The sequence below is a fragment of the Cupriavidus sp. UYPR2.512 genome, assembly GCF_000379565.1.
Classification (GTDB): Bacteria; Pseudomonadota; Gammaproteobacteria; order Burkholderiales; family Burkholderiaceae; genus Cupriavidus.
The window spans coordinates 51,188-77,141 of the sequence record NZ_KB902965.1 but is presented as its reverse complement, the minus strand read 5'-3'; the positions used below and the strand labels follow the sequence as shown (position 1 = coordinate 77,141).

The window sequence follows — 25,954 nt, the reverse complement described above, 5'->3', positions numbered from 1 at the left end:
TTGTCACATATGAAGCTCTATCTCATCTCCCTTGGTGCCGGCATCCTGGTCGGCATCATCTATGCACTGATGCAGGTCCGCTCGCCTGCGCCGCCCGCAATTGCTTTGATCGGGCTGCTGGGCATGCTGATTGGCGAGCAGGTTGTGCCGCCGGTCAAGCGCATGCTGGCGGGCGAGCCAGTCACCATTGCATGGTTCCGCGGCGAATGCGTCCCGAAGATTACGGGTACACCGCCCAAAGCGGACACGGTCGTTGAACCGTCGGCATCCCTCCCCGCGCGTAGCAAGGAAGGGAACCAATAACAGCATGAGTCGTTCCCGAAAGCAGCCCGAAGCACTTGCCAGCCGCACTAACGCAATCGCGCCCCGGCGCATTCACGTCGCCTTGGCTGCCTCTTTGTCCGCGGCCGCGGCACCTGTCATGGCGGACAACAACGTCGCGATCTATGGTCGGCTGAACACGGCAATCGAGTATGTGACCGTGACCACCGCAACCGACGGCACCAGATTGGGCAATACGGCGCGCCTCACGAATAACCGCTCTGTGTTCGGCATGCGGGGCGAGGAACAGTTGGCCAATGGGATCAAGGCGATCTGGCAGATCGAAAGCGCCCTGTCGATTGACAACGGCGCTGGGCAAATCGCCGCGCGGGATACCCGGCTCGGTCTTCAGAGCCCGTACGGCACACTCTTCATGGGCAACTGGGACACGCCATACACAAGTGCAACCAAGAGCTACGACCCGTATTACCCCACCACTGCGGGTTACATGGCGCTGATAGGCAATGGCGCTGCGTCTACCAGCGACAATGTCCAGAACACAAGCTCATTTGATAGACGGCAGAAGAACTCGTTGCACTACCAGTCGCCGACGTGGCACGGCTTGAGCGGCGCCATCGCCTGGGGATTGCCGGAAGAAAAGACCACGGTGCCGCGCAATCCGGCGTTGTATTCCTTTGCCACGGCCTATGGCCACGGCAACCTGAACCTGACGCTTGCCTATGAAATCCACCAGCACTATCAGACCAGCGGACGCAACGACGACGCAATCAAGGCGGGAATTTCCTACCAGTTCCCCTCGACGCGCATCAGTGCTCTGTATGAACGCCTGCACTATCGTACCGCCACTGGAGACCTTACGCGCAATGGCTACTATGTCTCGCTGATACAGGAGCTTGGCCCCGGCAGCATACGCGCCGGCTTCGCCTTTGTCGGCGATGGCACCGGCACAGCTATGGAAACGATTGGATCCGTCCGAAGTGGTTCGGATACCGGCGCATTTCAGGTAACCGTCGGCTATGACTACCCCCTTTCCAAGCGCACCGCGCTATACGCCTACTACAGCCGCATCAACAACCGCAGCAACGCGACCTATGACTTCGCCATCAACAACCTCGGTATCAAGGCTGGCGCAGACCCGCAGACGTTCGCCATTGCGATGCGGCACAGCTTCTGACCGTCCGCTGACCAACCATCGTGAGAGACCGCATTGACAACCACACAGCTTCCTGACGCCGGTCGCCGCGCTGATCTTTCAGGACCGGCGTTCGGCTGCATCCTGGCCTTCGTCGCCGGCTACGTAGACGTGGTCGGGTTCATTTCACTGTTCGGCCTATTTACGGCGCACGTGACAGGAAACTTCGTGATGATCGGCGTCGACATCGCCGGTGATTCTGCGGGCCTGCTCGCCAAACTGCTTGCGCTGCCGACTTTTGCCTTGGCGGTTGCGGCCGCCAGGCTGACCGAGTCACGCATCGTACGGGACAAACAATCGGCACCCTCGCTGTTGCTATTTGCCGAGGCCGTGGCGCTGGTTCTCTTCATAGTTGCCGGGGTCCACGCCTCTCCCATTTCCGATCCAAGTACGCCTGCAGCCGTCGGCGCCGGCATGCTTGCCGTAGTGGCCATGGGTATTCAGAACTCACTGTCCCGGACGTCCTTGTCAGACCTCGGCCCCACCACGATCATGACCGGAAATACGACGCAAATTATCATTGACCTGGTGGACCTGCCATCCGCATCTGAGGCCGAAGGCAAAGCCATACGCGGTCGGCTCAAAAAGATGGTACCGGCGCTCGCGGGTTTCGCATCGGGCGCCGCTCTCGGCGCCCTTGGCTATTCGATGCTTTCGCTCTGGTGTGTAATGCTGCCAGCCGTATTGCTGACGGCGCTCAGTTTCTTGACTTGGCGCAATGGCGCGAACAGCCTGCAGAAGTGAATTGGCAGACGAATGAAATCGAGATGCCGTCGCATGTAATACCTTGGTATGAATCGGACAGAATATCTGGCTGGCTCACTATCGCTGGGGGACTGATTTTCCTGGCCAGCGTGACTTCATCGCAACGTAGCGTGGGACGTGCACCCGAGGAATCGGCAATACCATCGTATGATAGGGTGTGCACCGGTTCGGCGTTACTCTTCCAGCAGAGCATTGCCAGCGCTCAGCGCGTATACAAGGAGTCAGTGTGATAGCTCGCCCCACGATCGCAATAGTTGACGACGATGTCGCCGTCCGAAATGCCATGGGGGGGCTGCTGCGTTCGCTCGATCTTGGCGTGCAATTGTTCGGAGGCGGTCAAGAGCTACTGCGGTGCACTTCGCTGCCTTGCATGTCCTGCGTGATCACAGACGCGCAAATGCCCGGCATGGACGGCTTCGCTTTGATAGAAGCCCTGCGCGCGCGCAATCTCGATATGCCTGTCATTTTCATGACAGCATTTGCGCATGAGGGATTCGATCAGCGTGCCAAGGCAATGGGTGCGACGTGCGTTCTTTACAAGCCATTTCAGGACACGGACATGATCCAATGCATTGAAAATGCATTACGTCCTCGCAAGACGGACTCTCCTCCATCGTGAGTGTGTCGTGCAGTGGATCGATGGGACGTCCTTACATGACCTGCGTCCTCTGCACGCTGCCCGACGCCATCGCTAAGCTATGGTTGCGGCTCCAAGCTGTCGAGGCTGCAGCCGGATGGCAGGCTGCTCGTCAGCTTCGGACTCAGAGGGAAGCAGCACGAGACCGAGAGTTTGCGCAAGAAGCACCAGATCGGCAAAACTCCGAGCCCTCATTTTTCGCATTGCCTGGCATCGATGAACTTTGACAGTCACCACGCTGATGCACATGACGGCGGCAATCTCCTTGTTTGTCAAACCTGATGCGGCATGCGCCATGACCTCACTCTCCCGCGGCGTCAGGGAACGGAAGCAGTCGCGCACTGCAGCCAATCGGCACAAGCGCTCACGTCGCGAGCCCTCCTTCTGTAGGGCCTCCGTGACGGCATCGAGCAGTTCCTGTTCACGGAACGGCTTGGAAAGAAAGTGTTCTGCCCCCGCCTTCATGGCAGCAACCGTCATCGGAATGTCCCCGTAGCCGGTCATGAAGATGATGGGAATATGAATGCCGAGCTCTGCCATGCGGGCTTGCACATCCAAGCCACTTTGCCCCTTCAGGCGCACATCGAGAACCAGGCAACAAGGCGCATCCGGGAAGCCGAAGGCAAAAAGCTCGGCCGCGGAGTCGAGCAGCACGGCTTGGATGCCGACTGAACGAAATAGGCTTCCCAGCGCGTTTCGCAACTGCAAGTCATCATCGACAACAAGGACCACCGCGTCGTCCTGCGCCGCTGATTCGGCGCGCATCGGTAATACAGCAGTCACGGTAGGGCCCTCCACGTAGCATCGACATCAGAGGCGCGAATCACCCCATCGCTCCATGTGGGGAGATACGACGCGCCCGACAGCAATGTAGTGTTACACCAGCCCTTTGGCTTGAACGCGTGTGCGTTTCATTGTCTTTTTGTGCTCAGCGCGGGCCAGATAATGGCTGGCAAGTGCTGGCACCCAGGCGTGCCTAGTCTTGCCGACCGCTCCGCCAGTCACCCGGCGTCAGGCCAAGCTTCTTAGAGAAGCTGCGTGTGAGATGGCTCTGATCCGCAAAGCCGCACGACGCAGCAATCCCGGCTATCGGCAAGTCCGTGGTGCGCAGCAGTGCCGCCGCGCGCTCGAGGCGACGCTCCAGCAGCCATTCATGTGGTGTTTTGCCGGTACTCTGCCGAAATGCCCGGGAAAAATGGCTTCGGGACAATTGACACGCATCAGCAACCTCGGCAATGGACACGTTTCCGTCGTCCAGCCGCGCCGTGAGGAACTCCTGCGCCCGCGCAAGTATGCGAGGCGAAAGTCGGCCCATGGAGTGAATGCGTCCCCGATTGACACCTCCATAATGTTCGACCAGGTATGTGCCGATCACGTGTCCGAGTTGATCGATAAACAACCTGCTGACGCCTTCAGGCCGCGCGAGCGCGGGTAAGAGTGCCTGGGCGAGATGGGCCAGCACGGCGTCCGTCTGCGCCGCGGCATGCCGCAGTTCAAGACCTGCGGGGCAGCCGAGTTCCAGGGCTGTACGCTCCATGAAGGGGCGCGGCAGTTCGATGAGTACGAAATCAAACGTCCCATACATATCCGCCTTGTAGTCATCCTGGAAGTTCCGCAGATAGATGGAACCTGCCTCGAATGCATGCATGTTCGCCTGATTCGGACTAAAAATGCGTCGACGATGGCCTTCCATCAGAGAGACGCCAACCAGAAACCCTCGTGCCGAAGCTGGGGTCACTACCTGACTCATCCGCTCAATCACGGAACTCTTGCGGTAGAAATTGAGATCGCCGGCGGCAAGCGCCTGATCGTATCGCAATGCCTCCGACAAGCACCCTAATGAGTCGCGCTGAATGGCCGGCTTGGCAGATTCGTGAGTAGATGTGGAGAGTCGCATGGCCAGGTAGTCATGATCGTCGCGCCAAGCCAGACACGACCGGGCGACCTTGCGTTACTGAAAATACCATTGACGCTGGCAGCTCGAAAAGCGCCCGCCTTCCTGCAGTCAAACGACTGCCTGAAGAACATACTATCATCGCCAACCCCGAAGGAATTAAGGCTGCTGATATCGCCCCCGATCCTCAAGCAGATCGCGACATGCTTGCCGGCCTGGATGCCGAATGCGTTACAGACACGCCGAGCGTGTAGGCCAGTCATACCAGAAGACGATGGAAACTGTGGGCTCATCCGAATAAAGTGCACAAGCCCCAAGTCAACATTTGGCTGCGCCAGGCCGGCACTTGAGACAGACACGGAATGAGCAAACACGGAGATTCCATGAATGGCAACATCTGCTTAAAGATGGCCCAGCTCCAAGCAGCGGCCCATGCCAATGAACAAGACGCGACGTTGTGGCGCTGGTTCTCAGATCAGATGGAGGACCAGATGATGAGCTGCGAACGACCACCATGTAGATTTCATAATCGCCTTCGAGCATCGCACTCAGGGCGAAGGTGGTATTGCAGACTTCGGCCTTCGGCTGCAACGCCGCCACGGCTCACTGAAAAATGACACGCGACAAGAAGATCGCCACAAAGTGGGAAATGGCGGCGTTTGTTGCACACGCCCACACGTCTTCGTCACTGGGCGTTGTCTCAGGCACGCTCGCCGTTTGCGCGCTGATTGCGCGGGCCATGCATAGCTGGGCAGAACAGCCCGTTAACGCGAGCGCCGCTCCCTTGTAAAAAAGGCGCAGTCCTACGGCCACACTTTCATTTCATCCGCCAAAACCCTGCTTCCCGGACGTTTCCAATGGACACCCCATTTCACCAGTTTTCTGACCTGTTCGCCCAGCTCGGCTTGCCATCGAGCAAAGCGGACATCCTTGCGTTCGTTGCGAAGCATTCGCCGCTACCGCAAGACATCAATCTTTGGGAAGCACCATTCTGGACGCCGGCCCAGGCAACCTTGCTGCGCGACGAATTTGACGAGGATGCAGACTGGGCACAGGCCGTGGACCAATTGAATCTTGCGTTGCGCACACCTGTTTGACGGAACGCTGCGCGGGCGAAGATAGCGCGTGGCCCAGATGGCTGTCGAAATCATCCAAACCAGGATTGATGGAAGGAGCCGACATTGTGCATGCAGGGGGCCTTCGGCTGTCCCTTTCATCCCTAAAGATGGATATGCTCACAAAAGAAGATTCATATTCTTACGTGAGCATATGTATTGGGTTATTCCATTTCCGATGGAATGCACAGAGATTGCAACGGAATAACCTCTGCTCCTAGCTCAATTCTCCACTTCTCGTCTACCCTACGCGCATTGACCGCTGCGCGGGTCGGGTAACCCGAACGAGGGGACGAGAGGCGATCTCCTTCCAGCCATGGTGTAAGCCTGCCTTGAGCCGCCGGCGGCGTTTACCAATATCAGCCCCCCTTCACCCAGGACATCGCTCAGCAGAACAGGACCAAGTCGGGATGCGCGATCTGATGCTTGAGCCCCCGGTTACCGATGGACTGACAATACCTGTCGACGGCTAGTTCTCGCAGTTCTCTTCAACGACGATCCGGTCCGCATGGTCTCTAGCTTCAGTACCTGCATCACGAACCCGATCCCAGCAAGCTCGTCAGCACAAGGCGCAGTACATTGGACTCAGGTTTGCCTTCGAAACACACGCGCACGCCGCGACATTCGATGACGAGCCCGGACGATGCAATCGGCTCTGGCCTCGGCGGCGAGGCTACCTGTTGGGTGGTACAGGCTCTTTTTGGCGCCTTCACCGGGTGGTGAAACGGGCATAAAAAAAGGACCTAGATCGCTCTAAGCCCTTGATTTTATTGGTCTTGCGGTGGTGGGTGCTGAGGGGCTCGAACCCCCGACCTACGCCTTGTAAGGGCGCCGCTCTACCAACTGAGCTAAGCACCCGCTCGACCATCGCAGGCTCGCTGCCTGCAACTTGCTGATCGCTCCGCACCTCGCGGCAGTTGCCGTGGTTTGCATTGCGAGGGCGCAAGTGTAATACAGGTGATTTCAGTTTGCCAAGACCTGCGCGCGCAAAAAAACGCCGCCGGGCATCGCTACCCCGCGGCGTTTCATTCACACGGCCGAGGCTGCGTCAGTGGTGCAGGCGCTCAACCTTGGCCGTGGCCTTGTCCGCCACTTCGGCGGGCTTGGCGTCTTCGTCCGCCAACGCTTCGGGCTTGCGCTCGAGCGCCAGTTCCAGCACCTTGTCGATCCAGCGCACCGGCACGATCTCAATGGCGTTCTTGACGTTGTCAGGGATCTCGGCCAGGTCCTTGACGTTGTCCTCCGGGATCAGCACCAGCTTGATGCCGCCCCGGTGGGCCGCCAGCAGCTTCTCCTTCAGGCCGCCGATCGGGAGCACCTCGCCGCGCAGCGTGATCTCGCCGGTCATGGCGACATCCGCGCGCACCGGGATGCCGGTCAGCACCGACACCAGCGCGGTGGTCATCGCACCGCCCGCCGACGGGCCGTCCTTGGGCGTGGCGCCTTCGGGAACGTGGATGTGGATGTCGCGCTTCTCGAACATCTCATCCGTGATGCCCAGGCGTCGTGCCCGCGAACGCACCACCGAACGCGCGGCTTCCACCGACTCCTTCATCACATCGCCCAGCGAACCGGTGCGCGTGATGTTGCCCTTGCCCGGCATGATCGCGGCCTCGATGGTCAGCAGGTCGCCGCCCACCTCGGTCCACGCCAGCCCGGTCACCTGGCCGACCTGGTTTTCCTTGCCGGCCAGGCCGAAGTCGTACTTGCGCACGCCGAGGAATTTGTCCAGGTTCTCGGAATCGACCTTGATCGTGCCCGCCTCCTTCTTCAGCAGCAGCAGCTTGACCACCTTGCGGGCGATCTTGGACACCTCGCGTTCCAGCGAACGCACACCCGCTTCACGCGTGTAGTAGCGGATGATGTCGCGGATCGCACTTTCGGCAACCTCGATCTCGCCTGCCTTCAGACCATTGTTCTTGATCTGCTTGGGCAGCAGGTAGCGCTGCGCGATATTGACCTTCTCGTCTTCGGTGTAACCCGACAGGCGGATCACTTCCATGCGGTCGAGCAGCGGCGGCGGGATGTTCAGCGAGTTCGACGTCGCCACGAACATCACGTCGGACAGGTCGAAGTCCACTTCGATGTAGTGGTCCTGGAACGTGTGGTTCTGTTCCGGATCCAGCACCTCAAGCAGCGCCGACGACGGATCGCCGCGGAAGTCCGCGCCCATCTTGTCGATCTCGTCGAGCAGGAAGAGCGGATTGCGCACGCCGACCTTGGACAGGCTCTGCAGGATCTTGCCCGGCATCGAGCCGATGTAGGTACGGCGGTGGCCGCGGATCTCGGCCTCGTCGCGCACGCCACCCAGCGCCATGCGCACGAACTTGCGGTTCGTGGCGCGTGCCACCGACTGGCCGAGGGAGGTCTTGCCCACGCCGGGGGGGCCGACCAGGCACAGGATCGGCGCCTTCAGCTTGTCCACGCGCTGCTGCACTGCAAGGTATTCGAGGATACGTTCCTTGACCTTCTCAAGACCGTAGTGGTCCTCTTCCAGCACGCGCTCGGCATTGGCCAGGTCATTGTTGACCTTGCTCTTCTTGCGCCACGGCAGGTTCACCAGCGTGTCAATGTAGTTGCGCACGACGGTGGCCTCGGCTGACATCGGCGACATCAGCTTGAGCTTCTTGAACTCGGCGTCGGCCTTCTTCTTGGCTTCCTTCGGCATGCGCGCGGCCTTGATGCGCTTGTCGAGTTCTTCCAGGTCGGCGCCTTCTTCGCCTTCGCCCAGTTCCTTCTGGATGGCCTTGACCTGCTCGTTCAGGTAGTACTCGCGCTGGCTCTTCTCCATCTGGCGCTTGACGCGGCCACGGATGCGCTTTTCGACCTGGAGGATGTCGATCTCGCCTTCGAGCTGCGACAGCAGGCTTTCCAGGCGCTCGGTCACGTTGACCATCTCCAGGATCTTCTGCTTCTGCTCAAGCTTGATCGGCAGGTGCGCGGCGATGGTGTCCGCCAGGCGGCCTGCCTCGTCGATACCCGACAGCGAGGTCAGGATCTCGGGCGGGATCTTCTTGTTGAGCTTCACGTACTGGTCGAACTGCGACACGATCGCGCGGCGCAGGGCCTCGGTCTCGGCGCTTTCGCCAGGTGCGGGCGGCACGGGCACGGCTTCGCACATGAAGTGCGATTCGTCCTCGCTCACCTCTCGGATATTCGCGCGCTGGGTACCCTCGACCAGCACCTTCACGGTACCGTCGGGCAGTTTCAGCATTTGCAGGATATTGGCGATGCAGCCGACCTCATACAGGTCGTCGGCGGTCGGCTCGTCCTTGGCCGCCGTCTTCTGGGCCACGAGCATAATGCTCTTGCCCGCCTCCATCGCAGTCTCAAGCGCCTTGATGGACTTCGGGCGTCCCACAAACAGCGGGATCACCATGTGCGGAAACACCACCACGTCGCGCAGCGGCAACAGTGGGAGGCGAATCGGCTCGGCCGGGAGGAGTTGTGTTCCGGACATCATTTTCCCCAAGTCAGTCATTTAAGGCGTAAATTGGGCCGCCCGAATCGATTACAAGATACGTGCCAATCGATTCACCAAGGCAGGCAGATGCCGCTCCCTGCACTTGCTGGCCCCTCTGAAACAGCATACCCGCGTTTCCTCCCTCTCGTCGGTAGAAATAAACAAAAAAAGCCGCTCGCTTCTACGCGAACGGCCTTTCCGACCAGCTGCCGGTGTGGTCCCGACCACTTACCACGTCTGGCAGCCCTCGCGTCAGTTGGACCCCGCCACCTTGGGCTGCTGCTCTTCGTACATCAGCAGCGGCGGTGCATCGCCGTTGATCGTATTTTCATCGATCACCACCTTCTGCACGCCCTTGTAGTTGGGCAGGTCGTACATGACATCCATCAGCGACTGCTCCAGGATCGAACGCAGGCCTCGGGCCCCGGTCTTGCGGCGGATCGCCTTGCGGGCGATGGCGCTCAGCGCACCCGGGCGGATTTCCAGCTCGACGCCTTCCATTGCCAGCAGCTTCTGGTATTGCTTGACCAGCGCGTTCTTGGGCTCGACCAGGATCTGCATCAGCGCGGCCTCATCCAGCTTGGACAGCGTCGCGACCACCGGCAGGCGGCCGATCAGTTCGGGGATCAGGCCAAACTTGATCAGGTCTTCCGGCTCGGTCTGCGGCAGCACTTCGCTGGCGTCGCGCTCTTCCTTGCTCTTGACCTGCGCGGCGAAGCCGATGCCGGTCTTGTCCGAGCGCTGCATGATGACCTTCTCGAGGCCATCGAAGGCGCCGCCGCAGATGAACAGGATGTTGGTCGTGTCCACCTGCAGGAAGTCCTGGTTCGGATGCTTGCGGCCACCCTGCGGCGGCACCGATGCCATGGTGCCTTCGATCAGCTTGAGCAGTGCCTGCTGCACGCCCTCGCCCGACACGTCGCGGGTAATCGACGGGTTGTCGGACTTGCGCGAGATCTTGTCGATCTCATCGATGTAGACGATGCCGCGCTGCGCCTTCTCGACTTCGTAGTTGCAGTTCTGCAGCAGCTTCTGGATGATGTTCTCGACGTCCTCGCCCACGTAACCGGCTTCGGTCAGCGTCGTCGCGTCAGCGATCACGAACGGCACGTTGAGCAGGCGCGCCAGCGTCTGCGCGAGCAGCGTCTTGCCCGAGCCGGTCGGCCCGATCAGCAGGATGTTGCTCTTGGACAGCTCGACATCGTCCTTCTTGCCGAGGTGCTTGAGGCGCTTGTAGTGGTTGTAGACCGCCACGGCCAGGATCTTCTTGGCCTGTTCCTGGCCGATCACATACTGGTCCAGGCTTTCGCGGATCTCGTGGGGCGTGGGGAGGTCCGAGCGCGCAGCCGCGGCGGCGTCTTTCTCGGATGCCGTGGCCTCGTCGCGAATGATCTCATTGCACAGGTCGATGCATTCGTCGCAAATGAACACCGACGGGCCGGCAATCAGCTTCTTGACCTCATGCTGGCTCTTGCCGCAGAAGGAGCAGTACAGAAGCTTTTCGCTGGATGAACCTTTTTTGTCCGCCATAGGAATCAGTCACTTATGCAGTGCGCACGCCGCGGGGCGACAGGCTCCTCGGCGATACGCTTCAAACGCATCATACGCCAAAACAATTGGCACCACCGGCGGTTCCCCCCGGCTGTGGGGCAAAAGCAAAAAACGAGGCACGGGGCCTCGTTCCGGTGTAGCCTTCGCCATTTGAGCCCGTGCCAGCCTGGCCGGCCGCCGCTGCGGATTGCGCCACGGCGGCTCGCAGCATCAGCCGCGGCGGGCGAGGACCTTGTCGATCAGGCCGTAGTCAACCGCCTGGTCGCCGCTCATGAAGTTGTCGCGATCGGTGTCGCGCGCAATCTTCTCGGCCGGCTGGCCCGTCACCTCGGCCAGGATGGCGTTGAGCCGCTCGCGCAGGTACAGGATCTCGCGCGCCTGGATCTCGATGTCCGAGGCCTGGCCGCGCGCGCCGCCCAGCGGCTGATGGATCATGATGCGCGAGTTGGGCAGCGCCGAACGCTTGCCCTTGGCGCCAGCCGCCAGCAGGAACGCGCCCATGCTTGCCGCCATGCCCATGCACAGCGTGGACACGTCCGGCTTGATGAACTGCATGGTGTCGTAGATCGCCAGCCCCGCCGATACGGAACCGCCCGGCGAGTTGATGTACAGCGACACGTCCTTGTCGGGGTTCTCGCTCTCGAGGAACAGCAGCTGGGCCACCACCAGGTTGGCGGTCTGGTCGTTGACCTCGCCCACCATGAACACCACGCGCTCCTTCAGCAGGCGCGAGTAGATGTCATAGGCGCGCTCGCCCCGGCCGGACTGCTCGACGACCATCGGCACCAGCCCCAGGCCCTGGGTTTCCAGTGCCGAAGCCTGCGTGGTGGCGAGACGGTCAAGCAAATCATTGCGGGTCATGCATGTTCTCCATGGATTCGTCGGATCGCAAGGCAATCCGGGGAAACTCGGGAAGTTGCCCCGCCCCACGCCGTGGCGCGGGGCGGCGGGTCACTTCCGGCCTCAGGCTTGCTGCTGGTTGCCTTCGGCGGTAAGTTCCTCGAAGGACACCTTCTTGTCGGTGACCTTGGCCTTGTCGCACACGAAATTTACCACGTTGTTTTCGAGCACGTAGGCTTCCATTTCGGCCAGGCGCTGCTGGTCGCCGTAGTACCAGCGCATGACTTCCTTCGGGTCTTCGTAGCTCTTGGCGAAGTCCTCGATCTCGGCCTTGATCTGGTCAGCCTTGGCTTCCAGGCCATTGACCTTGACGACCTCGGCCAGGATCAGGCCCAGCTTGACGCGGCGCTCAGCCTGCTGCGCGAACATCTCGGCCGGGATCGGCATGTCCTTGGCGTTGGGCATGCCACGCTGTTCCAGGTCGCGGCGGGCCATTTCCACCAGGCGTTCCTGGTCTTGCTCGATCAGGGCCTTGGGCACTTCCAGCTCGCTGGCCTTCAGCAGCGCTTCCATGACCTGGTCCTTCAGCATGGAGTGCGTGCGGCGCTTCACTTCGCGCTCGAGGTTCTCGCGGATGTCGGCGCGCATCTTCTCGACACTGCCGTCGGCGATGCCCAGCGACTTGGCGAAGGCATCATTGACTTCCGGCAGGTGCGCCCACTCGATCTTCTTCAGCGTCACGGTGAACTCGGCGGTCTTGCCGGCCACTTCCTTGCCGTGGTAGTCGGCCGGGAAGGCCAGCGGGAAAGTCTTGCTTTCGCCGACCTTCAGGCCCAGCGCGGCCTGCTCGAACTCGGGCAGCATGCGGCCTTCGCCCAGCACGAACGGGAAGTCCTCGGCCTTACCGCCGGCGAACTCTTCACCGTCGATCTTGCCGACGAAGTCCAGCGTCACGCGGTCGCCGTTCTGGGCCGTGACGTCGGCGCCGCCGTCGCCGTGCTCGCCGGCTTCGCCGCGGGCGTGGTAGTGCACGCGCTGCTTGCGCAGGATGTCGATGGTCTTGTCGACTTCGGCATCGGTGATTTCAGTGCCGGTGCGGGTGACTTCGGCAGCCGACAGGTCGCCGATGGTCACTTCCGGGTACACCTCGAAGGTCGCGTCGAATGCGACTTCATCCTCGCCCACGCCTTCGTTCTTGATCTCGAACTTGGGCTGGCCGGCAACCTTGACGTCCTGTTCCTTGGTGATGTCGAAGAACTTGCGTGCGGCCTTGTCGTAGCGCACTTCGAACTCGACCTGCTGGCCGTACTGCTTCTCGACCATCTTCATCGGCACCTTGCCCGGACGGAAGCCCGACATCTTCACGGTCTTCGACAGGCGAACCAGGCGCTCCTGCTTTTCCTTCTCCACTTCGGCCTTGGGGATGGCCAGGGTCACCTTGCGGTCCAGCTTGCCGAGGTTCTCAATCACGTTCGACATGGTCGTAGATCCAATCCAGAAAATGTAGTTGTGTTCGTAGGTGCTACCGCTTGCGCATGTACCGCCCGCTTTACCGCCACGGCGCCGTCACAACAGGGCGGCCGGGGCGGCGCACCGGCGAACGGGAAGCTCCGCACAAACGGAAAACGGGGATTATCGCACGATTTTCATTCGCTTCCGGCAGATTTTGCCCGGAACGGGCCCGGAACCGGCTCGCCGGACCTGCGGCGCTATCCCGCCTGCCCATGGCGCAGCGCGCGCAGCAGCAGGCGTGCCGGATCCACCGCATCGGCCAGGTCCGACTCCAGTGGCAGCGGCTCGCCCTCGATCTGGCTGGCCAGCAGTTCCGCGCCCAGCGCCGCCCAGGTGAGGCCGCGCGACCCATATGCAAGGGCTGCGTAGAGCCCGGGCATGCGCGGCAGGTCACGCAAGTGCGCGCCGCGCAGCGATGCGGCCTGCGCCAGCGCGGCGGCCTCGTCAGGCACCTGGCCGACCAGCGGCAGCCGGTTGTGCGTGACTGTGCGCACGCCGACATAGCCGGAGAGCGCCGCGGGATCGATGACGGCCACGGCATCGGCCTGGCGCGGCAGCATACCGGACAGGCGCGCCAGGTTGGCCGCGTGGACGGCGGGCTGCTCCACCAGCGGGCCCTCGTCGGCGTCGTAGCTGGAGCCGACCCGGCCGGCGCCGTCTGCGCCACGCGGCAGCAGGTAGCCGGCACCGGTCACCACGCAATCCGGCCAGCCGCCGAGCGCATCCACCTGCGCCGACTCCAGCGTGGTCAGCTGCCCGCGCACGCGCCGCATGGTCCAGTGCTGCTGCGGCAGCAGTTGCTGCGCCTCATGCGCGTTGGCCAGTACCAGCACCGGCGCCGAGGCCAGCACTTCACCGTCTTGCCCGACTGCCTGCCATTGGCCGTCAACGCGAGCGATGGCGGCAACCCGGCAGCCGAAACGTGCCGTCACCGCGGCGCCCGCTTGTGCCAGCTGCGCCGCGCAGATGTCCGGCGGCGCCACCCAGCCGCCTTCCGGGAACCACAGGCCGCCACGCGGCACGCCGGCTTGGTGGGCCACTGCCGCCTCTGCAGCGCTCATCCAGCGCACGAATCCTTCCGGCAAGCCCAGCGCCGCCAGCGCGGCGCGCTGGGCCTCGCCCTCGGCTTCGTCCTCGCCGAGCTGCAGCACGCCGCAGCCATGCCAGCCGACCGGATGGCCGGCCTCGGCCAACGCCGCCCAGGCGCGCAGCGCGTACTGGTTGCCGGCGCGCGACAGCCGCGACAGCAAGCTGTCGTCGGCGGACACGTGCGCATGCATTGCCGCCGCGCGATGCGCCGAGGTCTGCCGCGCCGGCCCGCCGTGGCCATCGAACAGCGTCACGCGCCAGCCGCGCGCGGCCAGCCGCTCGGTCACTGCGCAGCCGGCCAGGCCGGCGCCGATCACGATGGCATGGCGCCCGGCCCATTGCGCCGCCAGTGGCGGCGCATGGCGGCGTGCTTTCCATTGCGGGCGAAAGCGTGCAACGGTCATTTGCCACTTGCCGCCAAAGCCGGGCGCCTTGCTGACTTCAAAACCGACGTCTTTGAGTCCGCGCCGCACAAAGCCCGCGGCCGCAAACGTGGCCAGCCTGGCGCCTGGCCGGGCCAGCCGCGCCAGTCCGCGGAACACCTGCGGCGACCACATCTGCGCATTGCGCGCCGGCGCGAAACCGTCCAGGTAGAAGGCATCCACGCCGGCCGCCAGCCGCGGCAGCATCTGCCCGACATCGCCCAGCGCCAGCGTCAGCACCACGCGCCCGCCGTCGAAGACCAGGCGGTGCAGCCCCGGCAGCGCCAGCGGCCATTGCGCCTGCAGCGCCTGCGCCAGCGGCTGCAGCCCGTCCAGCCCGGCGTGCAACTGCGCCAGCCCTTCGCGGGTGAACGGATGCTTTTCGATCGAGACGAAATGCAGCGATCCACAGCGCTGCGGATCGCTGCGCCACGCCTGCCAGGTCGCCAGGAAATTCAGCCCCAGGCCGAAGCCGGTCTCGAGGATGACGAACTGGCGCTGGCCGGCCCACGCCTGCGGCAGCCCGTTGCCGCCCAGGAAGACATGGGCGGCCTGCGCCAGCCCGCCTTCAGTGCTGTGGTAGACGTCGTCGTAGCGAGGCGAATACGGGATGCCTTCGGCAGACAGGATCGGCTCGGCGGGCTCTAGTGCGCGCGGCATGGGACAGGAAACTTGGCGGAAGCAAAATGCCCGGGCGGATTCGCCGGGGCGTGGGACCAGGGTTGGCCGGGGTTGGGAACTCGCGCCGGATGGTAGCATAGCGGCCTTCCCGCAGACCGCACCGCCCTGCCCCTTGATTTGCGCCGCCCAGGCGCCCCGCTCCACATGCTCAGCTACCGTCACGCCTTCCACGCCGGCAACCATGCCGATGTCCTCAAACACGCCGTCGTGGTGCAACTGCTCGAGCACCTGGCGCAGAAGGACAAGGCATTCTGGTATATCGACACGCATGCCGGCGCCGGCCTCTATGCGCTGGACCACGCCTACGCGCAGAAGAAGGCCGAGTTCGAGACCGGCATCGCGCCGCTGTGGCGCGCCGCCGCCAGCGGCACCCAGCTGCCGGCGATGCTGGACGAATACCTGGACCAGGTGCGCGCGCTCAACCCGGACGGCAACCTGCGCCACTATCCCGGATCGCCCTGGCTGGCCTGGCAGATGCTGCGCGAGCACGACCGGCTGCGGCTGTTCGAGCTGCACAGCACCGAGATCCAGGTGCTGCGCGACAACTTCCGCGGCGCCGGGCGCCGCGTGATGCTGTACGACGGCGACGGCTTCGGCGGCATCAAGGCCATCCTGCCCCCGCCGCCGCGCCGCGCGCTGGTGCTGGTCGACCCCTCCTACGAGGACAAGCAGGACTACGCCCGCACCGTGCAGACCATCCGCGACGGGCTGGAGCGCTTTGCCACCGGCGTCTACGCGGTCTGGTACCCGCAGGTGCAGCGGCGCGAATCCGTGCAGCTGCCGGCGCAGCTCAAGGGCCTGCCGCTCAAGAGCTGGCTGCACGTGACCCTGACCGTCAAGCATCCGGTCGAGGGCGGCCTGGGCCTGCACGGCAGCGGCATGTTCATCGTCAACCCGCCGTGGCGGCTGAAGGAATCGCTGCAGCAGGCCATGCCGGTGCTGGCGGATCTGCTCGGGCAGGACGACGGCGCAAAGTTCACGCTCGAAGCCGAGGAGAGCTGAGGCGGCGCACCAGCCAGTCCAGCGCCATGCCCGCGGCCAGGCCGATGCTGTCGGCCAGCAGGTCCAGCCAGTCGGCCTCGCGGTAGCCGGTCTGCCCCTGCAGCAGTTCGATCAGCCCGCCGTACGCCACCAGCCCCAGCAATACGGCCCAGCCACGCCCGCTGTAGGCGCGCCGGCCCAGCACGCCCAGCACCGCGAACGCCAGCATATGGTTGGCCTTGTCCCAGCCGGTGGTAGGCAGGGGCTGCGTCGGCGGCATCAGCGAAAGCGCCAGCACCGCTGCCGCGCAGCCCCAGAACAGCAGGCGCCAGCGCAGCGGGGTCAGGGTCGGGAAGGCAATCATCGGCATGTGTGCGGCCTCTCTGGAAAACCGCCAATATATCCCTGCCGCCTGCCGCCGCCACCGGAGCGCCCGGCAGGGCTGGATTCCCCCCGCGCCTTGCGCTACAATCCGCAACCTCGTTGCACCGCAGGCGCGAGCCATGCCGAGACCACGGTTCGGCGGCCAGTGCCGGCAGCAGCGGACAGATGAAAGGCGGGCAGTTCCAGCCGCCTTTTTTGCTGTCCTGTCCGGCGCAAGCCAGCGAGCATCGCGGCCGCCCGCCCGGGCAGCGCCGCAAGGACCGCGAGGGTGGCGAAATTGGTAGACGCACCAGGTTTAGGTCCTGACGCCAGCAATGGTGTAGGGGTTCGAGTCCCCTCCCTCGCACCACCCGCCCTTCAAGTGGCGGACTGACAACTTCCGTTTTCAAATCCCCTTCGGCCCGCTCCTCCCTGCAGGCATTCCCACGCCGCGGCACTTTCCAGCCTGCGCCAGCGACGGTATCCTTTCGCCGTCGCATCGATAATCGATACATTCGTATATTGGTGCAATACTCATTCATCGTGGTGCAGCCGTCCCGCGGATGGTGCCGCCCGGCCTCCCGCCCCGACCCAACTATGCCCTCAAAACCCGTCCCGCCACCCGCGCCCGACCGCGACAACCCGCTGTTCAACCAGTCGCTCGAAAAAGGCCTCGAAGTCCTGCGTGCGTTCAACGGCGTCCACCGCACGCTGACCCTGTCGGAGCTGGCCACGCTGACCGGCATGAACAAGAGTTCGGCGCAGCGCACCATCTATACGCTGGAAGCGCTGGGCTATGTCGACAAGCACCCGCAGACGCGCCGCTTCCGGCTGACGCCGCGGGTGATGGAGATCGGCTACAACTACCTGGCTGCCGACGCGCTGATCCCGGCGGCCAGCCCCTACCTGTCGCAGCTGGCCGCAGCCAGCGGCGAGACCGCCAACCTGACCGAGCCGATCGGGCTGGACATGGTCTACGTGGCCCAGCTGATGACCGCCAAACACATGCCGGTGCTGACGCCGGTGGGCATGCGCATCCCGATGTATTGCACCAGCTCCGGCCGGGCCTACCTCAGCACGCTGCCTGACGAGCAGGTCCTGGCGATGCTGGAGCAGTCGGCACGCGTGGCGCGCACCCCCGCGACGCTGACCGGCGTGGATGCGATCTTCGAGCGCGTGGCGGCGTGCCGCCGGCTGGGCTATGCCAGCAATGAAGAGGAACTGTTCATCGGCGACATGGGCCTGGCCGCGCCCATCGTCAACAGCCAGGGCGTGGCGGTCGGCGCGGTGCACGTGTCGCCGCCGGCCAGCCGCTGGGGCATGGCCGAGGCGCAGAAAAAGCTGGCGCCGCTGGTGATGGAATGCGCGCGCGCGATCTCGCACTCGATTGCCCACTAAGGCCCGGCACGGGGAACGCCGGCCAACTTGCGCAGGGGTGGTAGAACACCTGAGTGCCAGTGCCTTTCGCGGACCCTTGCCGCGATCTATGCTGAAGGTGTTGGGGCGGCACCGAGCCGCGCCGGCATCGATATCTCAGCCCTGATCGGAGGGCATATGAAATTCCCCGCCTTGGTGTTGGCAGCGTCGATGGCCGCTGGCTGGTCATCGTTCGCACAGGCCGCCGGATGCCAGTACGACATGCAGTGCAAAGGAGAACGGATCTGCCAGCAAGGGCAGTGCGTCTTTCCTGATGCGGAAGAGATGGCGGAGGCTAGCGGGTCGGCTCCGCTGCCAGCGACCAAGCGGACGCCGGCGGGGCCACCACACCGCGCGGACGACATGGCGGAAGCTGGCGGTCCGGCTCCGCTGCCAGCGATCAAGCGAACGCCGATGGCGCCACCCCCCCGTGGCTGCTGCACCGTGGCAGGCAAGCTTAAGCTGTCACCAGCCGCGGCCGCGGATACCAGCCTGGCGAGCGGCGATGCGTGCCAGGGGCTGACCGCCTCGGGCAAGCCGGTTCCCGGCACGATCTGCAACTAGCCCCGGATCTGGCGCGAGCGCCTAGCGCGCGTGCGCCAGCATGGCCTGCAGCAGCACGTTGGCGCCCGCCTCGATGTGCTCGGGCAGCGCGTCTTCCAGTTCGTTATGGCTGATGCCGTCCTTGCACGGCACGAAGATCATGCCGGTGGGCGCGCGCCGCGCGACGTGGACTGCATCGTGGCCGGCGCCGCTGACCACGTCCATATGCGGCAGGCCCAGCGCCGAGGCCGCGCGCCGTACGCTGTCCACGCATTCGGGCGCGAACACGCATGGCTCGAACTTCACCACCTGGCGGATTTCGACCGCCACGCCGGCGGCCGGGGCAATGCCTTCGAAAGCCGCCTGCATGGCCGCGTGCATGCGGTCCAGGCCAGCCTGCGAGAGGTTGCGGAAGTCGACCGAGAAATCGACCCGGCCCGGAATCACGTTGCGCGAGTTCGGCGTGACCTGCAGGTAGCCGACCGTGCCGCGCCCGTGCGGCGCCTCGTCGCGCGCGATCTGGTTGACCGCGTCGACCATGCGCGCGGCCGCCAGCATCGCGTCGTGGCGCAGCGCCAGCGGCGTCGGGCCGGCGTGCGCGTCCATGCCGGTCACGGTCACGTCGTACCACTGCTGGCCCAGCGCGCCCGAGACCACGCCGATCGGCAGGCCGGCCGCCTCCAGCACCGGCCCCTGCTCGATATGCGCCTCGAAGTAGGCCGCGAACATGCCGCCCGGCACCGCGCCCGCCGGCTGCGCGCCGCGGTAGCCGATGGCCGCCAGCGCGTCGCCCACGCTGACGCCGTCCACATCGGTCTGCGCGCGTGCAAAGGCCGCGCCGAACTCTCCGGCGAACACGCCCGAGCCCATCATCACCGGCGTGAAGCGCGTGCCCTCCTCGTTGGTCCAGAACGCAACCTCCAGCGGCGCGCGCGTGACGATGCCCAGGTCGTCGAGCGTGCGCATGACCTCCAGGCCAGCCAGTACGCCGAAATTGCCGTCGAACTTGCCGCCCGAAGGCTGGGTGTCGATATGGCTGCCGGTGGCCACGGCGCGCGCGCGCGGGTCGCTGCCGGCGCGGCGCGCGAAGACGTTGCCGATCTCGTCGACGCGCACGTCGAGCCCGGCCTCGCGGCACCACTGCACCACCAGGTCGCGCCCTTTGCGGTCGGCTTCGGTCAGCGCGATGCGGCACACGCCGCCCCTGGGCGTGGCGCCGATCGCGGCGAGGTCCATCAGCGATTGCCACAGGCGGGCGCCATTGATGCGGGGAAGGTGTAGCGGGTCCATGTCTCGTTGCGGGTGGGGTGGAGGGAGAGGAAACGGCAGCAGGTTCAGCAAGAAGCAGACCACCGTCGCCCGCACGCCGGCCCGGGTTCCCGGCCCTGCCACCGTGGCACATGACTTGCTTTGCAGACATTGGTCCCTTCAAGCCAACCCAGGAGCAAGCCTGTGCACCACGATCCGTCCCCTCTCTCGAAAGGTCTCAAGTCAGCTGCCTCGGTCATGAGCGCCACCGTGCTGGCGCTGCTCGCGCTGCCCGGTGCCGCCCATGCCGACAAGGTGCTGCGCATCGGCATGACCGCCGCCGACATCCCGCGCACGCTCGGCCAGCCCGACCAGGGCTTCGAGGGCAACCGCTTCTCCGGCATCCCGATGTACGACGGCCTCACCCAATGGGACCTGTCCAAGGGCAACGGCCCCAGCCTGCTGATCCCGGGCCTGGCCACCGAATGGAAGGTCGACGCCGCCGACAAGACCAGATGGGTGTTCAAGCTGCGCCCCGGCGTCAAGTTCCACGACGGCACCCCATTCAACGCCGATGCCGTGGTCTGGAACGTCGGCAAGGTGCTGGACAAGACCGCCAGGCAGTTCGATCCCAGCCAGGTCGGCGTGACTGCCTCGCGCATGCCGACGCTGCGCACGGCAAAGAAGATCGACGACCTCACCGTCGAACTGGTCACCTCCGAGCCGGATTCGTTCCTGCCCTACAACCTGACCAACCTGTTCATGGCCTCGCCCACGCAGTGGGAGAAGAAATTCGCCGCGGTGCCGGCCCCGGTCACCGATCCGGTCGAGCGCTCCAAGCAGGCCTGGGTCGCGTTTGCCGCCGACGCCGCCGGCACCGGGCCGTTCAGGATGAGCCGCCTGGTGCCGCGCGAGCGTCTGGAAGTGGTGCGCAATGCGCAATACTGGGACGCGAAGCGCGTGCCAAAAATCGACAAGGTGGTGATGGTGCCAATGCCCGAGGCCAACGCCCGCACCGCCGCGCTGCTGTCGGGCCAGGTCGACTGGATCGAAGCGCCTGCCCCCGACGCCATCGCCCAGATCAAGAGCCGCGGCTTCCAGGTCTATGCCAACGCGCAGCCGCATATGTGGCCGTGGCAGCTGTCGTTCGCGCCCGGCTCGCCGTGGCTGGACAAGCGCGTGCGCCAGGCCGCCAACCTGTGCGTCAACCGCGCCGGGCTGAAGACCCTGCTGGGCGGCTACATGGCCGAGGCCAAGGGCATCGTCGAGGCCGGCAACCCGTGGTGGGGCAATCCCAGGTTCGATATCAAGCATGACCCGGCCGCGGCGAAAAAGCTGATGCAGGAGGCCGGCTACTCGGCGGCGAAGCCAGTCAAGGTCAAGGTGCAGGTGTCGGCCTCGGGTTCCGGCCAGATGCAGCCGCTGCCGATGAACGAATACGTGCAGCAAAACCTGAAGGAGTGCTTTATCGACGTCGACTTCGACGTGGTCGAGTGGAACACCCTCTTCACCAACTGGCGCGTCGGCGCCAAGGACGCCAGCGCGCACGGCGCCAACGCCATCAACGTCAGCTTTGCGGCAATGGACCCGTTCTTCGCCATGGTGCGCTTCGTCAGCACCAAGACGCAGCCGCCGGTCTCGAACAACTGGGGCTACTTCGGCAATGCCGAGTTCGACAAGCTGATCGAGAACGCGCGCACCTCGTTTGACGAGAAATCGCGCGACGCGGCGCTGGCCAAGCTGCATGCCCGCATCGTCGAAGAGTCGCCGTTCGTGCTGATCGCGCATGACGTCGGCCCGCGCGCGATCTCGAAGAAGGTCAAGGGCGTGGTGCAGCCGCAGAGCTGGTTTATCGATATCGTAACGATGTCGATGGACTGAGCGCACGCGCCACCTTGGCCTTTGACACCGTAGCCCCGCCGCACGCGGGGACCCAGCGGCTTTAAAGACACTGGATTCCCGCCCACGCGCCCGTCGGGTATGTGCGGGAATGACGGTGGTTGTTCTGAGCGATCAGCGATCCTCGCGGCTCGCTGCAACTGGATACCGCCAGCCATGCAATACCTGTTCCGCCGTTTCCTCTATGCCATCCCCATCCTGCTCGGGGTGGCGCTGCTGTGCTTCTCGCTGGTCCATATCGCCCCCGGCGATCCGCTGGTGTCGGTGCTGCCGCCAGACGCCTCGGAAGACCTGCGCCGCCAGCTGACCGCGCTCTACGGCTTCGACAAGCCCTTCCTGGACCAATTCGTGCACTGGCTGGGCCGTGCGCTGCAGGGCGACCTGGGCACTTCGATCGCCACCAGCCGGCCGGTGATGGCCGAAGTCGGCGCCGCCGTGGTCAATTCCCTGCGCCTGGCCACCGTGGCCACGCTGATCGGCTTCAGCTTCGGCTGCCTGTTCGGCTTTGTCGCCGGCTACCTGCGCGATTCCGTGGCCGACCGCACCGCGTCGCTGCTATCGGTGCTTGGCGTCAGCATCCCGCACTACTGGCTGGGCATGGTGCTGGTGATCGCGTTCTCGGTGCAGCTGGGCTGGCTGCCGGCCACCGGCGCCGGGCCGGGCGGTTCAGGCGACTGGGCGTGGGACTGGGAGCACATGCAGTACATGCTGCTGCCGGCGGTGACCATGTCGGTGATCCCGATGGGCATCGTGGCGCGCACGGTGCGCGCGCTGGTGGCCGAGATCCTGGCCAACGAGTTCATCGTCGGCCTGCGCGCGCGGCCTGTCCGACCTGGCCGTGTTCCGCCACGTGGTCAAGAACGTGGCGCCGACCGCGCTGTCGGTGATGGGCCTGCAACTGGGCTACCTGCTGGGCGGCTCGATCCTGATCGAGACCGTGTTCTCGTGGCCAGGCACCGGCTTCCTGCTCAACGCCGCCATCTTCCAGCGCGACTTCCCGCTGCTGCAGGGGACCATCCTGGTGCTGGCGGTGTTCTTCGTGCTGCTCAACCTGCTGGTCGATGCGCTGCAGACGCTGTTCGACCCGCGCATCCAGCGCAACTGAGGAGGCCGACATGGACATGACCCTCGACCCATCACCGGCCGCCGCAGCGGTGCAGCGCTCGCCCGGCTACTGGACCACGGTCGGCCGGCGCCTGCTGCGCAACAAGCTGGCCATGCTGGCCGCGCTGGTGCTGCTGGCGCTGGTGCTGATGGCGCTGCTCGCCCCGGCACTGATGCCCGCCGACCCGTACGCTTCATCCATCCTCAAGCGCCTGAAGCCGATCGGCACGGAGCACTTCCCGCTCGGCACCGACGAGCTGGGCCGCGACATGCTGTCCCGCCTGATGCTGGGCGCGCGGCTGTCGCTGTTCATGGGCATCACGCCGGTGCTGCTGGCCTTTGTCATCGGCAGCGCACTCGGCATCGTCGCCGGCTATGCCGGCGGCTGGACCAACACCGTGATCATGCGGCTCACCGACATCCTGTACGCCTTCCCGTCGGTGCTGCTGGCGATCGCGCTGTCGGGCACGCTGGGCGCGGGCGTGGGCAATGCGCTGCTGTCGCTGACCATCGTCTTTATCCCGCAGGTCGTGCGCGTGGCCGAAAGCGTGACCACCCAGGTGCGCAACCGCGAGTTTGTCGACGCGGCGCGTGCTTCCGGGGCGTCGTCGCTGACCATCGTGCGCGCCCATGTGCTCAACAACGTGCTCGGGCCGATCTTCGTCTATGCCACCAGCCTGATCTCGGTGTCGATGATCCTGGCCTCCGGGCTGTCCTTCCTGGGTCTTGGCGTCAAGCCGCCCGAGCCGGAGTGGGGCCTGATGCTCAACACGCTGCGCACGGCCATCTACACCCAGCCGTGGGTTGCCGCCCTGCCCGGCGCCATGATCTTCCTGACCTCGGTCTCGTTCAACCTGCTGGCCGACGGCATCCGATCGGCCATGGAAATCAAGGACTGAACCATGCCAGCACTGATGCAGGCCCCTTCCCCACAGGCCGGCCGTGATGTCGGCGGCCCGGCGCAGCCGCTGGTGATCGCCCACCAGCTGGTCAAGCACTTTCCCATCAAGTCCGGCCTGCGCGCGCGTGCCGCGTCGGTGCGCGCGGTCGACGGCGTCAGCTTCGACGTGCTCAAGGGCGAGACCCTGGGCGTGGTCGGCGAGTCCGGCTGTGGCAAGTCCACCACCGCGCGGCTGCTGATGCAGCTGACGCAGCAGGACAGCGGCGAACTGATCTTCGACGCGCAGGGCGTGGGCTCGGCCCAGTTGCCGATGAAGCAGTTCCGCAGCCAGGTGCAGATGGTGTTCCAGGACAGCTATTCGTCGCTGAACCCGCGCCTGACCATCGAGGCGTCGGTCGCCTTCACGCCGCGCGTCCATGGCGTGCCGGCGCGCGAAGCCACCGAGCGCGCCCGCTACCTGCTGCAGCGCGTCGGGCTGGACCCGGCACGCTTTGCCGGGCGCTACCCGCACGAGCTGTCGGGCGGGCAGCGCCAGCGCGTCAACATTGCCCGCGCGCTGGCGCTGCGCCCGCGGCTGGTGATCCTGGACGAGGCGGTCTCGGCACTGGACAAATCGGTGGAGGCGCAGGTGCTGAACCTGCTGCTGGACCTGAAGGCCGAGTTCGGCCTGACCTACGTCTTCATCAGCCACGACCTCAACGTGATCCGCTACCTGTGCGACCGCGTGATGGTGATGTACCTGGGCAAGGTGGTGGAGATCGCGGATACCGAGACCCTTTATCGGCACCCGGCGCACCCGTACACGCGCGCGCTGCTGGCGTCGATGCCGTCGATGGACCCGGACCGCCGCACCGAGGTCGCGCCGCTGGCGGGCGACCCGCCCAATCCGATCAACCCGCCACCCGGCTGCAGCTTCCATCCGCGCTGCGCCATGGCGCAGGACGCGTGTGCGCGGCGCGAGCCGCAGCTGACCGACCTGGTGGCCGGGCATCCGGTCGCCTGCCTGCTGGCCACGCCCTGAGGAGCCCACCATGTCCACCACCCCACAAAGCACACCCGGCGAGCCGATGATCTCGGTGCGGGACCTGCGCGTCACCTTCTCCGGCGGCGGCAAGACCATGCGCGCGGTCAACGGCGTCTCGCTTGACGTGGGCGCCGGCGAGGCCGTGGCCCTGATCGGCGAATCCGGCTCCGGCAAGAGCGTCACGCTGCGCGCGCTGATGCGCCTGCACCCGCCGCGCCGCACCCGCATGGCAGGCCAGATCCGCGTCGACGGCGCCGACGTGATGGCGCTCGACAAGCGCGCGCTGGCCCGGCTGCGCGGCGGCACCATGGCGATGGTGTTCCAGGAGCCGCTGCTGGCGCTGGACCCGGTCTACACGGTGGGCCAGCAGATCGTCGAATCCATCCGCAGCCACGACAAGGTCTCGGCCGCCGAGGCGCGCGAGCGCGCGCTGCAGGCCCTCGAGTCCGTGCGCATTCCCAGCCCGGAGCGGCGGCTGGCGGCATATCCGCACGAGCTGTCGGGCGGCATGCGCCAGCGCGCGATGATCGCGCTGGCACTGTCGGCGCGGCCCAGGATCCTGCTGGCCGACGAGCCCACCACGGCGCTGGACGCCACCGTGCAGATCCAGGTGCTGATCCTGCTGCGCGAGCTCCAGCGCGAACTGGGGCTGTCCATCGTCTTCGTCACCCACGATATCGGCGCGGCGGTGGAGATCGCCGACCGCGTCGCGGTGATGTACGGCGGGCGCATTGTCGAGGAAGGCCCGATCCGGACCCTGCTGCGCGCGGCGCGCCACCCCTACACCATCGCCCTGCTGCAAAGCCGGCAGCATGGCATCGACCGTGGCCAGCGGCTGCAGGCCATTGGCGGCGCCCCGCCCGACCTGGCCGCGCTGCCACCGGGCTGCACTTTCGCGCCGCGCTGCCCGCATGCGCGCCCGCAATGCCTGGCCGAGGTACCGCAGGCGGTCACCGTCGGCACCGGGCACCGCGTCAGCTGCGTGCTGGCCACCGATCCCGCGGTCGCCACCGCGGCATGACCCCCATCCCA

General features: G+C 65.0%; 21 protein-coding genes, 2 tRNA genes and 1 pseudogene. 14 read left to right on the top strand and 10 right to left on the bottom strand.

Annotated elements, in window-relative coordinates:
• Positions 1–9: 9 nt before the first annotated feature.
• The 4 genes from A3A5_RS0115375 to A3A5_RS0115360 all read left to right on the top strand — a co-directional run bounded on the left by A3A5_RS0115375 (position 10) and on the right by A3A5_RS0115360 (position 2,858).
• The gene (locus A3A5_RS0115375; protein ID WP_018311450.1) at positions 10–303 is read left to right on the top strand and encodes a XapX domain-containing protein; all 294 of its coding nucleotides are present in this window, start codon (positions 10–12) and stop codon (positions 301–303) included.
• A gap of 4 nt (positions 304–307) precedes the next feature.
• Positions 308–1,456: a porin gene (locus A3A5_RS0115370; protein WP_157637230.1), complete on the top strand. Its 1,149-nt coding sequence runs from the start codon at positions 308–310 to the stop codon at positions 1,454–1,456.
• Positions 1,457–1,489: 33 nt separating this feature from the next.
• Positions 1,490–2,218 carry a YoaK family protein gene (locus tag A3A5_RS0115365; protein WP_026200809.1) on the top strand — a complete coding sequence of 243 codons (729 nt, stop codon included), beginning with the start codon at positions 1,490–1,492 and terminating at the stop codon, positions 2,216–2,218.
• Positions 2,219–2,465: 247 nt separating this feature from the next.
• Complete coding sequence (locus A3A5_RS0115360) at positions 2,466–2,858, top strand: response regulator transcription factor (RefSeq protein ID WP_018311447.1); 393 nt, start codon at positions 2,466–2,468, stop codon at positions 2,856–2,858.
• A gap of 72 nt (positions 2,859–2,930) precedes the next feature.
• Here A3A5_RS0115360 and A3A5_RS0115355 read toward each other — a convergent pair whose 3' ends face one another.
• Positions 2,931–3,641 (bottom strand): response regulator transcription factor, encoded by a 711-nt coding sequence (locus tag A3A5_RS0115355; RefSeq protein ID WP_018311446.1) that lies wholly within the window; start codon positions 3,639–3,641, stop codon positions 2,931–2,933.
• A gap of 211 nt (positions 3,642–3,852) precedes the next feature.
• Complete coding sequence (locus A3A5_RS0115350) at positions 3,853–4,773, bottom strand: helix-turn-helix domain-containing protein (protein WP_026200808.1); 921 nt, start codon at positions 4,771–4,773, stop codon at positions 3,853–3,855.
• An 854-nt stretch (positions 4,774–5,627) separates the two neighbouring features.
• On the opposite strand from A3A5_RS0115350, the gene A3A5_RS0115345 reads away from it, so the two are divergent.
• A complete protein-coding gene (locus A3A5_RS0115345; RefSeq protein ID WP_018311444.1) occupies positions 5,628–5,867 on the top strand; it encodes a DUF2789 domain-containing protein in 240 nt (79 codons plus the stop codon).
• An 800-nt stretch (positions 5,868–6,667) separates the two neighbouring features.
• On the opposite strand, the gene A3A5_RS0115340 is transcribed toward A3A5_RS0115345, so the two are convergent.
• From A3A5_RS0115340 to mnmC, 6 genes are all read right to left on the bottom strand, one after another.
• Positions 6,668–6,743: transfer RNA gene (locus A3A5_RS0115340), tRNA-Val, on the bottom strand.
• A 190-nt stretch (positions 6,744–6,933) separates the two neighbouring features.
• Positions 6,934–9,345 (bottom strand): endopeptidase La, encoded by a 2,412-nt coding sequence (gene lon, locus A3A5_RS0115335; RefSeq protein ID WP_026200807.1) that lies wholly within the window; start codon positions 9,343–9,345, stop codon positions 6,934–6,936.
• A gap of 255 nt (positions 9,346–9,600) precedes the next feature.
• Entirely contained in the window at positions 9,601–10,878 is a 1,278-nt protein-coding gene (clpX, locus tag A3A5_RS0115330) for an ATP-dependent Clp protease ATP-binding subunit ClpX (protein WP_010810087.1), read from the bottom strand.
• A 231-nt stretch (positions 10,879–11,109) separates the two neighbouring features.
• Positions 11,110–11,760, bottom strand: a complete 651-nt coding sequence (gene clpP, locus A3A5_RS0115325) for an ATP-dependent Clp endopeptidase proteolytic subunit ClpP (RefSeq protein ID WP_018311442.1) — start codon at positions 11,758–11,760, stop codon at positions 11,110–11,112.
• A 102-nt stretch (positions 11,761–11,862) separates the two neighbouring features.
• Positions 11,863–13,218, bottom strand: coding sequence for a trigger factor (gene tig, locus A3A5_RS0115320; RefSeq protein ID WP_018311441.1), 1,356 nt, complete (start codon positions 13,216–13,218; stop codon positions 11,863–11,865).
• A 230-nt stretch (positions 13,219–13,448) separates the two neighbouring features.
• On the bottom strand, positions 13,449–15,422 hold the full coding sequence (gene mnmC / locus A3A5_RS0115315) for a bifunctional tRNA (5-methylaminomethyl-2-thiouridine)(34)-methyltransferase MnmD/FAD-dependent 5-carboxymethylaminomethyl-2-thiouridine(34) oxidoreductase MnmC (RefSeq protein ID WP_018311440.1): 1,974 nt from the start codon (positions 15,420–15,422) through the stop codon (positions 13,449–13,451).
• Positions 15,423–15,587: 165 nt separating this feature from the next.
• Between mnmC and A3A5_RS0115310 the strand changes: the two genes are divergently transcribed.
• Positions 15,588–16,445 (top strand): 23S rRNA (adenine(2030)-N(6))-methyltransferase RlmJ, encoded by an 858-nt coding sequence (locus A3A5_RS0115310; RefSeq protein WP_018311439.1) that lies wholly within the window; start codon positions 15,588–15,590, stop codon positions 16,443–16,445.
• Here the strand turns inward: A3A5_RS0115310 and A3A5_RS0115305 are convergent.
• Positions 16,420–16,794, bottom strand: coding sequence for a VanZ family protein (locus A3A5_RS0115305; protein WP_018311438.1), 375 nt, complete (start codon positions 16,792–16,794; stop codon positions 16,420–16,422). The two genes, A3A5_RS0115310 and A3A5_RS0115305, sit on opposite strands and share 26 nt — an antisense overlap.
• A gap of 276 nt (positions 16,795–17,070) precedes the next feature.
• Between A3A5_RS0115305 and A3A5_RS0115300 the strand changes: the two genes are divergently transcribed.
• The 3 genes from A3A5_RS0115300 (at position 17,071) to A3A5_RS45675 (ending at position 18,767) form a co-directional block, all read left to right on the top strand.
• A tRNA-Leu gene (locus tag A3A5_RS0115300) sits at positions 17,071–17,157 on the top strand.
• A 227-nt stretch (positions 17,158–17,384) separates the two neighbouring features.
• Positions 17,385–18,185 carry an IclR family transcriptional regulator gene (locus A3A5_RS0115295; RefSeq protein ID WP_018311437.1) on the top strand — a complete coding sequence of 267 codons (801 nt, stop codon included), beginning with the start codon at positions 17,385–17,387 and terminating at the stop codon, positions 18,183–18,185.
• 156 nt (positions 18,186–18,341) lie between these two features.
• A complete protein-coding gene (locus tag A3A5_RS45675) occupies positions 18,342–18,767 on the top strand; it encodes a hypothetical protein (RefSeq protein ID WP_018311436.1) in 426 nt (141 codons plus the stop codon).
• Positions 18,768–18,788: 21 nt separating this feature from the next.
• Here the strand turns inward: A3A5_RS45675 and A3A5_RS0115285 are convergent, their stop codons facing one another.
• Complete coding sequence (locus A3A5_RS0115285; protein WP_018311435.1) at positions 18,789–20,036, bottom strand: Zn-dependent hydrolase; 1,248 nt, start codon at positions 20,034–20,036, stop codon at positions 18,789–18,791.
• Between the two features lie 216 nt (positions 20,037–20,252).
• Between A3A5_RS0115285 and A3A5_RS0115280 the strand changes: the two genes are divergently transcribed.
• The 5 genes and pseudogenes from A3A5_RS0115280 to A3A5_RS0115250 all read left to right on the top strand — a co-directional run bounded on the left by A3A5_RS0115280 (position 20,253) and on the right by A3A5_RS0115250 (position 25,943).
• On the top strand, positions 20,253–21,875 hold the full coding sequence (locus tag A3A5_RS0115280; protein ID WP_018311434.1) for an ABC transporter substrate-binding protein: 1,623 nt from the start codon (positions 20,253–20,255) through the stop codon (positions 21,873–21,875).
• 174 nt (positions 21,876–22,049) lie between these two features.
• Positions 22,050–22,998: pseudogene (locus tag A3A5_RS38565) on the top strand (ABC transporter permease).
• A gap of 10 nt (positions 22,999–23,008) precedes the next feature.
• Positions 23,009–23,896, top strand: a complete 888-nt coding sequence (locus A3A5_RS0115260) for an ABC transporter permease (RefSeq protein WP_018311430.1) — start codon at positions 23,009–23,011, stop codon at positions 23,894–23,896.
• A 3-nt stretch (positions 23,897–23,899) separates the two neighbouring features.
• On the top strand, positions 23,900–24,919 hold the full coding sequence (locus A3A5_RS0115255; protein WP_081623905.1) for an ABC transporter ATP-binding protein: 1,020 nt from the start codon (positions 23,900–23,902) through the stop codon (positions 24,917–24,919).
• A 10-nt stretch (positions 24,920–24,929) separates the two neighbouring features.
• Positions 24,930–25,943 (top strand): ABC transporter ATP-binding protein, encoded by a 1,014-nt coding sequence (locus A3A5_RS0115250; RefSeq protein WP_026200805.1) that lies wholly within the window; start codon positions 24,930–24,932, stop codon positions 25,941–25,943.
• The last annotated feature ends 11 nt before the right edge of the window (positions 25,944–25,954 follow it).

Bases quoted from the DNA above. Each gene is read 5' to 3' on its own strand.
- A3A5_RS0115375 (WP_018311450.1), top strand. From the start codon at position 10: ATGAAGCTCTATCTCATCTCCCTTGGTGCCGGCATCCTGGTCGGCATC.
- A3A5_RS0115370 (WP_157637230.1), top strand. From the start codon at position 308: ATGAGTCGTTCCCGAAAGCAGCCCGAAGCACTTGCCAGCCGCACTAAC.
- A3A5_RS0115355 (WP_018311446.1), bottom strand. From the start codon at position 3,641: ATGCGCGCCGAATCAGCGGCGCAGGACGACGCGGTGGTCCTTGTTGTC.
- A3A5_RS0115350 (WP_026200808.1), bottom strand. From the start codon at position 4,773: ATGCGACTCTCCACATCTACTCACGAATCTGCCAAGCCGGCCATTCAG.
- A3A5_RS0115345 (WP_018311444.1), top strand. From the start codon at position 5,628: ATGGACACCCCATTTCACCAGTTTTCTGACCTGTTCGCCCAGCTCGGC.
- lon (WP_026200807.1), bottom strand. From the start codon at position 9,345: ATGTCCGGAACACAACTCCTCCCGGCCGAGCCGATTCGCCTCCCACTG.
- clpX (WP_010810087.1), bottom strand. From the start codon at position 10,878: ATGGCGGACAAAAAAGGTTCATCCAGCGAAAAGCTTCTGTACTGCTCC.
- clpP (WP_018311442.1), bottom strand. From the start codon at position 11,760: ATGACCCGCAATGATTTGCTTGACCGTCTCGCCACCACGCAGGCTTCG.
- tig (WP_018311441.1), bottom strand. From the start codon at position 13,218: ATGTCGAACGTGATTGAGAACCTCGGCAAGCTGGACCGCAAGGTGACC.
- mnmC (WP_018311440.1), bottom strand. From the start codon at position 15,422: ATGCCGCGCGCACTAGAGCCCGCCGAGCCGATCCTGTCTGCCGAAGGC.
- A3A5_RS0115310 (WP_018311439.1), top strand. From the start codon at position 15,588: ATGCTCAGCTACCGTCACGCCTTCCACGCCGGCAACCATGCCGATGTC.
- A3A5_RS0115305 (WP_018311438.1), bottom strand. From the start codon at position 16,794: ATGCCGATGATTGCCTTCCCGACCCTGACCCCGCTGCGCTGGCGCCTG.
- A3A5_RS0115295 (WP_018311437.1), top strand. From the start codon at position 17,385: ATGCCCTCAAAACCCGTCCCGCCACCCGCGCCCGACCGCGACAACCCG.
- A3A5_RS45675 (WP_018311436.1), top strand. From the start codon at position 18,342: ATGAAATTCCCCGCCTTGGTGTTGGCAGCGTCGATGGCCGCTGGCTGG.
- A3A5_RS0115285 (WP_018311435.1), bottom strand. From the start codon at position 20,036: ATGGACCCGCTACACCTTCCCCGCATCAATGGCGCCCGCCTGTGGCAA.
- A3A5_RS0115280 (WP_018311434.1), top strand. From the start codon at position 20,253: ATGAGCGCCACCGTGCTGGCGCTGCTCGCGCTGCCCGGTGCCGCCCAT.
- A3A5_RS0115260 (WP_018311430.1), top strand. From the start codon at position 23,009: ATGGACATGACCCTCGACCCATCACCGGCCGCCGCAGCGGTGCAGCGC.
- A3A5_RS0115255 (WP_081623905.1), top strand. From the start codon at position 23,900: ATGCCAGCACTGATGCAGGCCCCTTCCCCACAGGCCGGCCGTGATGTC.
- A3A5_RS0115250 (WP_026200805.1), top strand. From the start codon at position 24,930: ATGTCCACCACCCCACAAAGCACACCCGGCGAGCCGATGATCTCGGTG.